General features: G+C 37.1%; 11 protein-coding genes. 9 read left to right on the top strand and 2 right to left on the bottom strand.

What is annotated here, in order from left to right:
* Nucleotides 1-153 precede the first annotated feature (153 nt).
* From AACZ30_RS09210 to AACZ30_RS09180, 7 genes are all read left to right on the top strand, one after another.
* On the top strand, nt 154-885 hold the full coding sequence (locus tag AACZ30_RS09210; RefSeq protein ID WP_339648979.1) for a type III pantothenate kinase: 732 nt from the start codon (nt 154-156) through the stop codon (nt 883-885).
* Nucleotides 882-2,135 (top strand): hypothetical protein, encoded by a 1,254-nt coding sequence (locus AACZ30_RS09205; protein WP_339648978.1) that lies wholly within the window; start codon nt 882-884, stop codon nt 2,133-2,135. The genes AACZ30_RS09210 and AACZ30_RS09205 overlap by 4 nt, the downstream gene beginning before the upstream one ends.
* A gap of 21 nt (nt 2,136-2,156) precedes the next feature.
* Entirely contained in the window at nt 2,157-3,530 is a 1,374-nt protein-coding gene (locus AACZ30_RS09200; protein ID WP_075325838.1) for a tetratricopeptide repeat protein, read from the top strand.
* A gap of 1 nt (nt 3,531) precedes the next feature.
* Nucleotides 3,532-4,104, top strand: a complete 573-nt coding sequence (gene lptC / locus AACZ30_RS09195; protein WP_339648977.1) for an LPS export ABC transporter periplasmic protein LptC — start codon at nt 3,532-3,534, stop codon at nt 4,102-4,104.
* Nucleotides 4,097-4,294 (top strand): hypothetical protein, encoded by a 198-nt coding sequence (locus AACZ30_RS09190; RefSeq protein WP_075325840.1) that lies wholly within the window; start codon nt 4,097-4,099, stop codon nt 4,292-4,294. Before lptC ends, AACZ30_RS09190 begins: the two co-directional genes overlap by 8 nt.
* Nucleotides 4,294-5,583: a hemolysin family protein gene (locus AACZ30_RS09185; protein ID WP_339648976.1), complete on the top strand. Its 1,290-nt coding sequence runs from the start codon at nt 4,294-4,296 to the stop codon at nt 5,581-5,583. The genes AACZ30_RS09190 and AACZ30_RS09185 overlap by 1 nt, the downstream gene beginning before the upstream one ends.
* Before the next feature lie 97 nt (nt 5,584-5,680).
* Nucleotides 5,681-7,801: a peptidylprolyl isomerase gene (locus AACZ30_RS09180; protein WP_339648975.1), complete on the top strand. Its 2,121-nt coding sequence runs from the start codon at nt 5,681-5,683 to the stop codon at nt 7,799-7,801.
* 122 nt (nt 7,802-7,923) lie between these two features.
* On the opposite strand, the gene AACZ30_RS09175 is transcribed toward AACZ30_RS09180, so the two are convergent.
* Nucleotides 7,924-8,841 carry a GYDIA family GHMP kinase gene (locus AACZ30_RS09175; RefSeq protein ID WP_339648974.1) on the bottom strand — a complete coding sequence of 306 codons (918 nt, stop codon included), beginning with the start codon at nt 8,839-8,841 and terminating at the stop codon, nt 7,924-7,926.
* On the bottom strand, nt 8,838-10,157 hold the full coding sequence (locus AACZ30_RS09170; protein ID WP_339648972.1) for a hydroxymethylglutaryl-CoA reductase, degradative: 1,320 nt from the start codon (nt 10,155-10,157) through the stop codon (nt 8,838-8,840). The genes AACZ30_RS09175 and AACZ30_RS09170 overlap by 4 nt, the downstream gene beginning before the upstream one ends.
* 180 nt (nt 10,158-10,337) lie before the next feature.
* Here AACZ30_RS09170 and AACZ30_RS09165 point away from each other — a divergent pair, with 180 nt between their 5' ends.
* Both AACZ30_RS09165 and AACZ30_RS09160 read left to right on the top strand, forming a co-directional pair.
* Nucleotides 10,338-12,509, top strand: coding sequence for a S9 family peptidase (locus AACZ30_RS09165; protein WP_339648971.1), 2,172 nt, complete (start codon nt 10,338-10,340; stop codon nt 12,507-12,509).
* 5 nt (nt 12,510-12,514) lie between these two features.
* Nucleotides 12,515-14,089 (top strand): peptide MFS transporter, encoded by a 1,575-nt coding sequence (locus tag AACZ30_RS09160; protein ID WP_339648970.1) that lies wholly within the window; start codon nt 12,515-12,517, stop codon nt 14,087-14,089.
* Nucleotides 14,090-14,303 lie beyond the last annotated feature (214 nt).

The following is a 14,303-nucleotide window of genomic DNA, read 5'->3' as shown; positions in this document are numbered from 1 at the left end:
CACAAGGATTTTCAGTCCTTTGCTCTACCAACTGAGCTAAGGCACCAGTTGCTTATTGTTGTAAGCGGGTGCAAATATATATTCATTTTTATAATCTCACAAAGGAAAATTTAAAAAAATGCTTTTGTAATTTAGCCGGCACAACTAATTACTATGAATTTAATTATTGATATTGGTAATTCTGCCGTAAAAAGTGCTGTATTTCAGGATGCTAAAATTTTGAGGTCTTATGTGTTTCCATTTGAAAATTTTTCAGAAAATTTTCAGAAAATTAAAAAGGATTACCCACAAATAGCTTTTTCAATGCTTTCTTCAGTGATAAAAGATACTTTTGAGATCGAAAAAATGCTGAAAAAAGAGACTAAACTTTTTGTGCTGAGAGAAAATACCAGGCTTTCGTTTAAAAATAATTATGCCTCTCCTCAAACTTTAGGGAAAGACCGTTTAGCACTTGTGGCAGCCGGTTCTTTAAAATATCAAAACAGGAACCTGTTAGTTATAGATGCAGGCACCTGTATTACTTTTGATTTTAAAAACGATAAAAATGAATATTTAGGTGGCGCTATTTCGCCGGGTTTACAAATGCGATTAAAAGCACTTCATAATTTTACAGCCAAACTTCCGTTAGTTAAATTGGAAGAAAATATTGCATTAATTGGTGATTCTACTAAAAATAGTATTCTATCTGGAGTATTAAACGGTGTAGTAGCCGAGCTTGATGGAATAATTGATCGCTACAAGACTGATTATAAATATTTAACAATTATTTTAACAGGAGGGGATAGTCAAATTTTGTCAAAGCGGGTAAAAAATGGCATATTTGCCAACCCGAATTTTCTTTTAGAGGGATTAAACTACATTTTAGAATTTAACAAGACTCAATGATTAAACGATTTATAGTAATCGTAGCTGTTTTTTTTACAGTTGTTGCTACAGCTCAGGAGAATGTATCTTCACCCTATTCTTACTACGGAATTGGCCTTAACACTTTTAAAGGAACTGTAGAAAACAGATCTATGGGTGGCTTAAGTATGTTTTCAGATAGTATTCACCTTAACCTTAGAAACCCTGCAGGCTATGGTAGGTTAAGAAGAACAACTTACGCCCTGGGAGGTTCCCACGAGCAATTAACCTTAAACTCAGATGCTGCAGAAGATAAAGCAAAAGTTTCTTCTTTAGATTATTTAGCAATTGGTATACCGGTGGGAGGAAATTTAGGTTTTGCTTTTGGCGTTTTACCTTATACCTCTGTAGGATATCAAATTCTGGATATTCGGGAAGACGTGGCTAGCAGGCTGGAAGGTCGTGGCGGGATGAATAAAGTTTTTCTTTCGGCAGGATATCAGGTAATTCCAGCTTTAAGCCTTGGGGTAGATGTTAATTATAACTTCGGAAACCTTCAAAATCGTAGAACGCTTATTAGAGATGAGGTTCAATTAGGTTCTCGTGATGTAAGCAGGTCAGATTTACTGGGTTTTAGCTATAATTTTGGTGCCGATTTTCAACAGCGGTTAAAAAACGGACTTAAACTACACGCAGCGGCAACGTATTCACCAACTACAACTATAGATGCTGAAAATTCCAGGCAATTAGCCACTATTGCTTTTTCGCCAAACGGGGGAGAGTCTGTAGTAGAGGAACGCGATCTAAATGTAGCAGACTCAGAGTTAACCCTGCCCGCTAAATACACAATTGGTTTAGGATTGGGAAGGCCCAATAAATGGTTTTTTGGTGGGGAATATGTAAGTACAGATGATAATTCATTTTTAAGTGTAAACGGTGCTGGCGGTGCAAATGCAAATTTTGCAAATGCGGCCCAGTATAAGTTTGGCGGGTATTTTATTCCGCAATATAATTCAATCACCAACTATTTTAATCGTATTGTATACCGTGCAGGATTTAGGTTTGAAGAAACAGGTTTAAATATCAATAACCAGGACATTAATGAGTTTGGCATCACTTTTGGAGTTGGACTACCTGTAGGACCAGGATTTTCTAATATAAACCTTGGATTTGAGTATGGACAGCGCGGTACCACAGATTCAGGTTTAATTCAGGAAGATTTCTTTAGGCTTTCAGTAGGGCTTTCCCTTACCGAAGCCAGGAGATGGTTTGAAAGAAGAAAATTTAATTAACCACAATAATAAAACAAGAAAATGAAAGCGAGATTTATAGCATTAATTACGGGAGCCGTTTTAGGTTCAAGTGTTCTAAGCGCACAGTCTAATGATTGTGCAACAATGGCTGCCCTGGCTTATGACGATGCCAAAGCCAAGAATTATGAGGCCGCTTACGAACCTTTAATGAAAGTGAGAGAAGAGTGTCCAAAATATAGTTTGGCTACTTTTCAATATGGTGAACGTGCTCTTAACTATAAAATTGAGAACGCTGAAGGTGCCGAAAAAGAACAGTATATAGAAGAGCTTATTAGCCTTTGGGAAGAACGTTTGGAATTGTTTCCTAATAAAACTTCTAAAGGAAAAATCTATTCTGATATCGCTCAGTTAAGATATGACAATAAAATAGGTACTAAAGAAGAATTATATAACGCTTTTGATAAAGTGTATACCGAAGATCGTGAGAACTTTACCAGCCCAAAAGGTTTGTATGCTTATTTTGATCTAATGGTAGAAATGCAAGATGCAGGAGATAGAGAACTTCAGGATGTTTTTGATAATTACGATAAAGTAATGGAGAAAATTGAAGAAGAAGAAAATGATGCTGCAGAAAGATTAGCTCCTTTGTTAAAAAAGCAGGAGGAAGGTGAAGAACTTACTTCAAAAGAGAAAAAGCAAATTGAATATGCTGAAATTAACCTTAAAAACTACAACCTTGTAAAAGGTAGTATTAATGCTAAATTAGGTGCTAGAGCAGATTGTGATAATTTGATTCCTCTTTACAAGAAAGATTTTGAAGCTAAGAAATCTGATGTTTCCTGGTTACAGAATGCTAACGCGAGATTATCTGCTAAAGATTGTACTGAAGATCCATTATTCTTCCAGGTATCTGAAGCATTACACCAGTTAGAGCCTTCTGCAAATTCTGCTTACTCTCTAGGTCAGTTAGCTGAAGCCGATGGCGATAGAGCTAAAGCTTTAGAGTACTATAACGAAGCTGCAGAATTAGAAGAAGATCCTAACGACCAGGCTAGAATTTACTATAGAATTGCTACTAACTATAAAGAAAGAGGTAGCTTTTCTCAAGCCAGAAATTACTATAGAAAAGCACTGGAAGCCAAGCCATCTTTAGGTAATGCATATTTACAAATTTCGAATATGATTGCTCAAAGTGCTAACAATTGTGGTGAAACTACTTTTGATAAAAGAGCTGTTTACTGGTTGGCTGCAGATTATGCTGCCAGAGCTGCAAGGGTAGACCCTTCTATTGCATCTAATGCAAATCAAACTGCTACTGCTTACAGAGGTAGAGCACCTCAAAAATCTGATGTATTTCAAGGCGGAAGAAGTGCGGGTGAAGCAATACAAATTGGATGTTGGATTGGGGAAACCGTGCGTATCCCACAAATGTAATATGAGGTTAACATATAAGGAAATAATAACAGGCATTGTCACGCTAACCGGCGTGACAATGCTTTTTTCATGCCAGGGTAATCTTAATGAGATTAGGGCCCTGGAAATTGAGGGTGATGCCCCGCAAGCTATTGCCGAAGGTATTAATCTAAAGTATACCGATTCTGGTAGGATGGTGGCTAATTTAAAAAGCCACAGGATGATGGATTTTACAAACAAAGAATTTCCTTACCGCGAATTCCCCGAAGGTTTGGAACTGGAAATTTTTGACGAAAATAACGAGAAAAGTACGGTTACTTCAGACTACGGAATTATTTACGATGGTACCAATCTTATAGATTTACAGGGAAATGTGGTGATCTTTACAGCCGATAGTATGCGGCTGGAAGCTTCACAGTTGTTTTGGGATCAAAATATTAACTGGATTTTTACCGATAAACCTAATACCATTAAATTTCCAAATGGAGCGCTTAACGAAGGGGAGGGTTTTGATGCTAATCAAAATTTCGGTAATTTTCGCTCCAGAACCAATGTGGGAGTGCAAATTATAAAAGACAATAAATCAAATGAGTAAATATTTTAAATACTTTGAATACGCTTATTTGTTTATAGCGGTTTTCTTTCTGTACGAGAGTATTCGCATTTGGAATACCGAGCGTAGCAGGGCATATTTATTCATCTTTTTCGTGGTAATATCTATCTTTATGTTCTTCTTTAAAAGAAGATTTAGACGAAAAATAGAAGAGCGTAACAAGCAGGAATAATGGAAGTTGAAATTCTTATCATTGTCCTTTCCTTAATTTTATCTGCTTTCTTTTCCGGGATGGAAATCGCTTATATTTCTTCAAATAAAATCTATATAGAAATAGAAAAGCGCCAAAACGATTTTCTGGCGACCATTCTAAAAAGATTGACCAAAAAACCTTCAAAATTTATCGCTACCATGCTGGTAGGGAATAATATTGCCCTGGTGGTGTACGGTTTTTTTATGGGAGATCTACTTATGCTTTGGCTTGAAGGGCTTCAGCCTGTAAATAACGCTTTTCTGGAATATCTTATCGTAGACCTCAACTTATTTACTCAAACCGTAATTTCTACGCTGGTAATTTTGCTTACTGCCGAGTTCCTTCCAAAGGTGTTTTTTCAAATCTATGCGAATTCCATGTTGAAGTTTTTCGCAGTGCCGGCTTATATTTTTTACCTGGTTTTTAGCTTTATTTCCTCTTTCGTTATATGGATTTCTGATGTTATTCTAAAAAGATTTTTTAAAACTGAAGGAGACGAGGTGCAGCTCGCTTTTAGCAAAGTTGAGCTGGGAAATTTTATCAACGAGCAAATGGAAACCGTAGAAGATGATGATGAAGTAGATTCTGAAATCCAGATCTTTCAAAATGCACTTCAGTTTTCAGATATTAGAGCGCGGGAAGTGATGGTGCCAAGAACAGAAATCATTGCGGTAGATCAACACCAGGCGCCAAAAGATCTTGTAAACACTTTTACCGAAACCGGGCTTTCCAAGCTCCTAATTTATAACGAAACCATAGATGATGTAATTGGGTATGTTCACTCCTTCGAACTTTTTAAAAAACCTGAATCTATAAAATCTATATTGTTACCGGTGGTTTTTGTACCCGAAACCATGTGGGTAAAAGATGTATTAAATAATCTTACTAAAAAGCGAAAAAGTATAGCCGTGGTTATAGATGAGTACGGTGGTACAAGCGGGATGATTACTGTAGAAGATATTGTAGAAGAACTTTTTGGAGAAATTGAAGATGAACACGATCCTGTTGTGCTTACCGAGGAAGATTTAGGAGAAAATCACTACAAATTTTCAGCTCGTTTAGAAGTAGATTATCTAAACGAAAACTATAAATTCAGTATTCCTGAAGGAGAAAATTATGAAACCCTTGGAGGATATATTGTAAATCACACCGAGGAAATTCCGCAGCAAAACGAAGAATTAGAGGTAGATAATTTTTCATTTAAAATCCTGGAAGTTTCCAATACCAAAATAGAATTGGTAGAGTTAAAAATAAAACCCGCAGATTAATTAGCGATTAGTTAATATTTTGCTAATTATAAGTTTTTATAATTAGGTTAAAAACATTATTTTCGCCCACTATATTTCGATAAAATAACAACTACAAATGGCAGTATTAAATAAAATCAGACAACGTTCTGTTTTCTTAATCATCATCATTGCATTGGCACTTTTTTCTTTTGTGCTTGCAGATGTGATTCGTAACGGCGGTTTTTCTTCGCAAAAAGACCAGAATACCATCGCAACTATTAATGATGAAGAGGTGAGTAGGGAAGATTTTGCCCGGCAGGTAGAAGCTTACCAGCGTAACATGGGCTCCAATGCGAGCACTGCCCAGGCAGTAAACCAGGTTTGGGAACAAACCCTTCGTGAAACCATTCTTAAAGAAGAAATGGAAAAGCTTGGTATAAGAGCCGGTAAAGCTCAAATTAGAGAAGTAATGCGTATGCAAATGGGGAATAATCCTGCTTTTAGAAACGAAGCCGGGATGTTTGATGAGAACCGTGTACGTGAATATATTGCCAGTATTAGATCTACCCAGCCCCAGGCTTACGAGCAGTGGTTGCAAATGGAGAGCAATATGGGCGATATGGCTCGCCAGAATATGTATTTCTCTATGGTTACTGCAGGAATTGGTGCAACACTTACCGAGGCCGAGCAAGCTTATCGATTTGAGAATAACAGCGTAGACCTTCGCTTTGTACAATTGCCTTATTCTTCTATTCCAGATGAGGAAGTTGAGGTAAATAAAGATGAAATTAGAAATTATATAAAAGAAAATCCGTCACAATTTGAAACCGAAGCTTCAAGAAATATTAGATATGTTTATTTTGAAGAAAAAGCTTCAAATGAAGATGTGCAGGAAGCTGAAGATGCTTTAACTTCTTTACTGGACAGCCGTGTAGAATATAATGCGGTAACCAGCAGTAACGATACACTTCCAGGTTTCAATAATACTCAGGATTACGAAGATTTCGTAGAATCAAATTCAGACCTTCCTTACCAGGACAGGTTTATGTTTAAAAACGAATTACCTTCAGAATTTGCCGATGAGCTTTTTAATTTAGAAGAAGGAGAAACTTTTGGACCATATCAGCATAATGGATATTTCAAAATCTCAAAATTAGTTGGAACTAAGCAAATTCCAGATTCAACAAAAGCAAGTCATATTCTTGTAGCGTACCAGGGACAACAATTTGCTCCAGATGTTACAAGGAGTAAAGAAGAAGCTGAAGCTTTGGCCGATAGTCTTGTAAATGTGATAAGAGGAAACAAAGAAAAATTTGCTGATCTGGCTGCTGAATTCTCTTCAGACCGTTCTAACAATCAGGATGGGGGAGACCTTGGATATTTTGGTCCTGGAACTATGGTGCCAGAATTTGACAGCTATGTATTTGAAAATAATGCAGGAGATGTTGGGGTTGTAGAAACCGATTTTGGTTACCACGTCATTCATATTGAAGAGCAAACCGAAAGAGAAAAAGCAGTGAAAATTGCGACTATAGCGAGAGAGTTAGAGGCTTCAGAACGTTCCAGAAACAACCTGTTCAACGAAACTACTAAGTTTGAAATCGCGGCGGGTGAAGGAGATTTCACAGAAGTTGCTAAAGAGGGCAATTATAACGTAAGAACCGTTAATAATGTGAAAGCCCTGGATGAGAACATTCCCGGAGTAGGAAACCAAAGAAGAATTGTGCAATGGGCTTTTGAAGATGATGCAAGCGTTGGAGACATAAGACGTTTTGATATTCCTTCAGGATATGTTGTGGCGCAACTTACTGCTAAGAATAAAGAAGGATTGATGACGGCTGAAAACGCTTCGTCTAAAGTAATTCCTATTCTTACGAAGCAAAAGAAAGCTGAAATCCTTAAAGAGAAAATTAATAGCAAGGATCTTCAGGAAATTGCTTCTGCCAACAATACTATGGTACAAACGGCCAATGCTGTAAACCTTTCAAGCCCAACTTTACCGGGAGCAGGAAGAGAGCCTGAAGTTGTAGGTTCGGTTTTCGCTTTAGAGCCTGGATCTGTAAGTAATCCAATTGCCGGAGAAAAAGGAGTTTATGTAGTAGAGCTTGAAAGTAAAAATGAAGCTCCTGCTATGAATTCTTATCGCGGAATTGCTGAGCAGGAAACTACCAGCAGAAGACAAAACGCTTCCCAAAGACTTTTTGAGGCCTTACGTAAAAAAGCAGATATTGAAGATAATAGGGCTAGGTTCTATTAGTAGAAGCCATTAAATATAAAGCCCCGGTAAAATTTACCGGGGCTTTTTTATGTATAGTTGTTTTTGAACAAATTAGATTCCCGAAGAAAATTCGGGAGTTTAAAATCTTTTAAAGTCTGTTTTTACAGAACAATATCTTCAAAAGCGAAAATAGTTGAGAAACCTTTATGGTTGAAATATTCAAAAACTTCTTCTCTTTCACCGGTAACCATTACAAAGTCTCCACCCCAACCGCCAAGGCTTTTAACAGCTCCCGGGAAATCTGGAAAGCGCTCCTGTTTTACTTTTGGAGTTTGCAAAGCTTTGGAAAGTAAAGTCTCGTGAATATTAATTAAAAGCTCAAATTCGGTAAGACTGCTACAGTTTATAAATTGTTCGGTAAGCGAGGAAATTTTTTCTGTAAGTCCGGTTTTATTTTCTTCGGGTAGCGCTTTATAATGTTCAATAGCATCGCGGCTATTTTTTTTCTCATTTAAGTAAACAAAAAAGATATTTTCTGCAAATTCAGGATAAAAATTAGCCTTTAAAGCCGAAGGGCCATTTTCAGTAATTTGATAAGTTACCGGTTGATTGTTTTGCGCCGCAGCGAGATCATAACCACTGCCTCCAAAAGTGTTTTTAAGCAGCTTGTAGGCATTAATTTTAAACCAGTCGGCAATATTATTGATTAAAGTTGAAGACGTTCCTAAACCCCAGTTTCTATTAAAGTTTAATCGGGTGGTAATCTCAATTCCCATTTTTTCTTCTGAAAATATTTTAGGGTTTAATTGGTGTGCAACATTCAGTATTTGTACAAGTTTCTTTGCGAGATTTTCTTCACCCTGAAGTAGTTCAATTTCTCCATTTTTAAAACCAAACTCGCCCTGAAACCACAGTTTCTCGTTTTCATCAAAACTATTCCATTCAATATTCTTTCCTTCAGAAGTTTTTACTTCCAGCGACTGACCAAATTTTGTGGGTATGGCCAGTGCTTTTGCACCGTCCAAAACAGCATATTCTCCTGTGATTAAAAGTTTTCCGTTACTGTAAAACTCTTTCATGAATTTCGTAATTTTTTTAATTCTTCTACCGCGCTGCTATGGGTCACCGTATTGTTAGTGAAGTATTGAATAAGGATTTTCTTCTCGGCTTCAGTAGCTTTATGTTGATTTAAAATATTCATTAAATGCATTTTCATATGGCCTTGCTGAATTCCGGTAGTAGTAAGAGAATTAATTGCCGCAAAGTTTTGTGCCAGGCCGGCAACGGCTACAACTTTCATCAATTCCCTGGCGGTAGGCTGCTGTAAAATATCTAAAGCAAGTTTTACTAAGGGATGTAAACTTGTTAATCCGCCAACAGTTCCAAGTGCTAAAGGAATTTCAATCCAGAATTTAAAAATACCATTTTCAATACTGGCGTGAGTTAAACTTGAGTACTTTCCTTTACGTGAGGCATAAGCATGAATACCGGCTTCTACAGCTCTAAAATCGTTTCCGGTAGCCAAAACTACAGCATCAATCCCATTCATAATTCCTTTATTATGGGTCACGGCACGATAAGGTTCTACTTCGGCAATATTCACGGCCTGTATAAATTTCTTTGCGAAATCTTCAGCGTTTAAATCTTTGTTTTCATTGAGCTCTTCTACCGGGCAGGAAACTTCAGCTCTCACTAAACATTCTGGCACATAGTTAGAAAGAATGCTCATTATAATTTCAATATTCCTTTCTTCCGAAGAAAAATCGGCATATTGCTGAGCTTCATTTTCAAATACTTCAGCGAATTTTTCCAGGCAGGAATTTATAAAATTCGCTCCCATGGAATCTTTAGTTTCAAACTCGCAATGCAGCTGATAATAATTAGCGATTTCAGCAGTTTTATCTCTCAATTTTATATCTAAAACCCCACCGCCGCGTTTTTCCATATTACGAGTAATAGGTTTTACCGCTTCCAAAAGTTTAGGTTTGGTGGCTTCAAAGAACTGTTTTAGTTTCTCCTTATTTCCAAAGAATTTAAAATGCACCTGGCCTATTTTTTTAGTATCTATCACTTCAGCCTTAAATCCGCCTCGGGTTCTCCAGAATTTAGCGGCTTTACTCGCCGCTGCAATTACCGAACTTTCTTCAATGACCATGGGAATTGCGAGTAAATCTCCATTAATTAAGAAATTAGGCGCCAGGCCAAAAGGCAGGTAGAAATTTGAAAGGGTATTTTCGGTAAATTCGTCGTGAAGTTGTTGTAACCTGGAATCTTCGTTCCAGTATTGTCTAAGTATAGCAACATCTTCGGGGCGGTCTTTCAGGTAGGTTTCAGCCAACCAGTCTATTTTTTCCTTCTTTGTAAGTTTGGAAAATCCGCTGATAGGTTTTATCATTTTCAAGCTAATTTATAGAGCGCAAAGATACAATTGTTATTTAAGGGAAGCGGACTTTAGGTTTTTAGAAAACACGGCGGAATATTTCTTTAACAAATCCTTAGTATTTAACACTCAAATCCTACTTTTTTTGCTGAAAATTTAGTAAACTTGGCAATCAAAATTCATTCTATAAATTTTATGAAGTTCTCCAAAATACTGGTTGGGTTGTTAATAGCGGCAACCTCAACAATTTACGCGCAGGATAAGGAAATTAGCCTCGAAGAAATCTACGACGGCACCTTTAGACAGGAACGTTTACAATCCCTACAATCTTTAGATAATGGTAAAGAATACCTGGTTTTAAATCGCGATCGCGAGGCAAATACTACAAGCATAGATGTGTATTCTTATAAAAGTGGCGAGAAAGTTAGAAGTCTCTTAAATAGTAAAGACCTTAGTGAAATTTCAGGTTTCCAGGGATTTGAGCTTAGTGAAAATGAAGATAAGATTCTGCTTTCTACCGAGTTGGAGCAAATTTACCGCCGTTCTTCCCGCGGAATTTATTATATCTACGATGTAGAAGATAAAACGCTTACCAAGTTAAGCGACAATAAAGTTCAGGAGCCAACTTTCTCTCCAGATGCTTCTAAAGTAGCTTACGTTTTTGAAAATAATATTTACACTTACGATATCGCTACGGGCGAAGAAACTCAGGTGACTACAGATGGTGAGAAAAACAAGCTGATAAATGGAGTTACCGATTGGGTTTATGAAGAGGAATTTGCTTTTGTAAGAGCTTTCGATTGGAATAAAACCGGAACTCATTTAGCTTACCTTAAGTTTGATGAAACTGAAGTTCCTGAATTTTCAATGGATATGTTTGGGCAGGATCTTTATCCAAGCCAGCAGGTTTTTAAATATCCTAAAGCCGGAGAAACAAATTCTGAAGTTTCTCTTTATACTTATGAGTTAGCTGATAAAGAAAGTGAAAAAGTTGAGCTTGGAGGATATGAAGATTTTTATATTCCAAGAATTAAATGGACCCAGGATCCTGAGATTTTAAGCGTACAGGTTTTAAACAGGCACCAGAACAATTTGGATCTTATTTTCGTAGATGCTGAAGATAACGAAGCTGAAGTGGTAATGAATGAGACTGATGAAGCTTATATAGATATCACAAACAACCTTACTTTTCTTGAAGACAACAGTTTTATTTGGACTAGCGAAAAGGACGGTTGGAACCATATTTATCTTTATGATGAAGATGGCGAACTGGAAAAACAGGTTACCGAAGGAAAATGGGAAGTGACTGATTATTATGGTTACGATAAAGATTCTAAGAAGATCTTTTATCAAAGTACAGAAAACGGAAGCGTAAACCGCGATGTATATTCTATAAAGATTAACGGTAAAAACAAAACCCGTTTAACTAAAAAAGAGGGGATGAATAGCGCCGATTTTAGCGCAGACTATACCTATTTCATCAATTCTTACACAAGCACAGAAACACCTTATGAGTTCACCTTACATAATGCGAAAAACGGTAAACTGGTAAGAAAGATTAAGGATAATTCGGCTTTACTGGAAAAAGAAGCGGCTTATAATTTCGCTCCAAAAGAACTAAGCACTATTGAAGTGAACGGTAACAAGCTTAATATGTGGATGATTAAGCCAAATGATTTTGACGAGAATAAAGAATATCCATTATTAATGTTTCAATATTCAGGGCCAGGTTCACAGTCGGTTTCAAACTCTTACTTCGGCACCAACGATTACTGGTATCAGCTGCTCGCTAACGAGGGTTATATTATAGCAACCGTAGATGGACGTGGTACAGGATTTAAAGGTGCAGACTTTAAAAAGGTTACTCAAAATGAATTGGGTAAATATGAAGTTGAAGATCAAATTGCGGCTGCCCAAAAACTTGGCGCACGAGATTATATAGATGAAAACCGAATTGGAATTTGGGGATGGAGCTACGGTGGTTTTATGTCTTCTAACGCCATTTTAAAAGGAAATGACACTTTCTCTATGGCAATAGCCGTGGCGCCGGTAATTAGCTGGAGATTTTACGATACCATCTATACAGAAAGATATATGACTACGCCTCAGGAAAACCCTTCCGGTTATGATGAAAATTCACCTATAAACCACGCTGAAAAATTAAAAGGAGATTATCTTTTAATTCACGGTGGGGGAGACGATAATGTACACCTTCAAAACACCATGAGAATGGTGGAAGCTTTGGTACAGGCAAACAAGCAATTTGACTGGGCTATTTATCCAGATAGAAACCACGGAATTTACGGCGGAAATACAAGGTTACATCTATACACTATGATGACCGATTTTATAAAAGAAAAACTATAATCTAAATGGCAACAGTAACAAACAGAGTGCCTCAGAAAGAACTTTTTGGGCATCCGGTAGGACTTTATATTTTATTTTTCACCGAAATGTGGGAACGCTTTTCCTATTATGGAATGCGTGCTATCCTGGTTTTATATTTAGTAAGCGCCACTACAGACGGCAACGCCGGTCTTGGCTGGACTCAGGGAGAAGCATTAGCACTATACGGCTGGTATACCATGCTCGTTTACGTAGCTTCCATCCCCGGTGGTATTATAGCCGATAAATTATTAGGACAGAAAAAAACCGTGCTTTGGGGAGGAATAATCCTGGTTGCAGGTCACGGAATTTTAGCGGTTGAAGAAATGTGGGCCTTTTATAGTGGTCTGGGATTAATTATTGTTGGAGTAGGGATGCTTAAACCTAATATTTCTACAATGGTTGGTGGTTTGTATAAAACCGGTGATATTAGAAGAGATAAAGGTTTTACTATATTTTATATTGGAATTAACCTGGGAGCTTTTCTTTCCAGCCTTATTGTTGGTGGAGTGGGAGAATTTATAGGTTGGCACTGGGGCTTTGGTTTGGCCGGTATAGCAATGGCATTTGGTCTTATAGTTTATTTATGGGGGCAAAAATACCTGGTTAACGTAGGAAACCTATTATCTAAAGCAGAACGTAGCGAAGGAGCTTCCTTAACCGGACTGTTTGGAGATTTATTTAATTCTCCAGTACAATTGGTGATTTCTTCAGTTTTAATGATTGGGTCTATTTACGTGCTTATTGCCGAATCTGTTCCATACGGGTTGCTTTGTATCTTTTTAACCCTGGTAATCGCTATGATGCTTATGGTTTATAAAGATCTTACTACGCAGGTTATGAAAGACAGGTACGTGGTAATGCTATTATCTTTTATACTGGTAATTGTTTTTTGGGGTGCTTTTGAGCAGGCCGGTGGTTTGATGAATATTTATGCTTTAGATAAAACAAACAGGTCTTTACCTTTTGCAATTCCATTTATTGGAGATGAAGTTCCCGCTTCCTGGTTTCAATCGCTAAATGCGCTATTTATTATCTCTTTTGGGGTACTTGTGGCTAATTTCTGGGCACGTAGAAAACTTAAGAATAAAGAAGCTTCATCCATTTTTAAAATGGCGATAGGAGTTATTATTATGGGACTTGGTTTCGTATTTATGGCGGCAGCTTCTATTCAATTTGAAGCTAATGGATCTTCAGCAATGTACTGGTTAGTTTTGGCTTATTTATTCCATACCATAGGAGAATTAAGTTCTTCGCCTGTAGCACTTTCATTTATTACAAAACTAGCTCCAATAAAGTATGCATCTTTAATGATGGGAGTTTATTTTGCGGCTACAGGTCTTGGAAATAAGCTTGCAGGAATCTTAGGTGAATTTGCATCAGATGCAGGTGATCTTGCAATATTTTCAGGAATTACCATTTTTACTATTGTTTTTGCCGTAATTGTTTTAATAATGCTAAAACCTTTAAAACGCCTTACGCACGGAGTAGAAGATGAAGAGCGCGAAATGCTGGAACAGGAGCAATATGAAATTGCCGATACCGAAAGAGATAGGAAATAAACTAAAAATGACATTAAAACAAAAAACGTTCTTTAATTTTAGGAACGTTTTTTGTTTTCCTGTTAGGTTCAGGATGTAAATCGACCAAGTGTTTAAAATATTCAGAATAATGCAGAAACTTACTTTTTTTATTTTCTTTATTTTTATAGGAGTTGGTGTTCAAGCTCAGGAGATTAACTGGATGAGTATGAACGAGGCCCTGGCAGCACAGGAA

The organism is uncultured Salegentibacter sp. (assembly GCF_963972535.1).
Classification (GTDB): Bacteria; Bacteroidota; Bacteroidia; order Flavobacteriales; family Flavobacteriaceae; genus Salegentibacter.
This window is presented reverse-complemented; position numbering and strand designations above follow the sequence as displayed.

Excerpts from the sequence above, each read along its gene's own strand:
- AACZ30_RS09210 (WP_339648979.1), top strand. The coding sequence starts at position 154 with ATGAATTTAATTATTGATATTGGTAATTCTGCCGTAAAAAGTGCTGTA.
- AACZ30_RS09165 (WP_339648971.1), top strand. The coding sequence starts at position 10,338 with ATGAAGTTCTCCAAAATACTGGTTGGGTTGTTAATAGCGGCAACCTCA.
- AACZ30_RS09200 (WP_075325838.1), top strand. The coding sequence starts at position 2,157 with ATGAAAGCGAGATTTATAGCATTAATTACGGGAGCCGTTTTAGGTTCA.
- AACZ30_RS09170 (WP_339648972.1), bottom strand. The coding sequence starts at position 10,157 with ATGATAAAACCTATCAGCGGATTTTCCAAACTTACAAAGAAGGAAAAA.
- AACZ30_RS09185 (WP_339648976.1), top strand. The coding sequence starts at position 4,294 with ATGGAAGTTGAAATTCTTATCATTGTCCTTTCCTTAATTTTATCTGCT.
- AACZ30_RS09180 (WP_339648975.1), top strand. The coding sequence starts at position 5,681 with ATGGCAGTATTAAATAAAATCAGACAACGTTCTGTTTTCTTAATCATC.
- AACZ30_RS09175 (WP_339648974.1), bottom strand. The coding sequence starts at position 8,841 with ATGAAAGAGTTTTACAGTAACGGAAAACTTTTAATCACAGGAGAATAT.
- AACZ30_RS09205 (WP_339648978.1), top strand. The coding sequence starts at position 882 with ATGATTAAACGATTTATAGTAATCGTAGCTGTTTTTTTTACAGTTGTT.
- lptC (WP_339648977.1), top strand. The coding sequence starts at position 3,532 with ATGAGGTTAACATATAAGGAAATAATAACAGGCATTGTCACGCTAACC.
- AACZ30_RS09160 (WP_339648970.1), top strand. The coding sequence starts at position 12,515 with ATGGCAACAGTAACAAACAGAGTGCCTCAGAAAGAACTTTTTGGGCAT.
- AACZ30_RS09190 (WP_075325840.1), top strand. The coding sequence starts at position 4,097 with ATGAGTAAATATTTTAAATACTTTGAATACGCTTATTTGTTTATAGCG.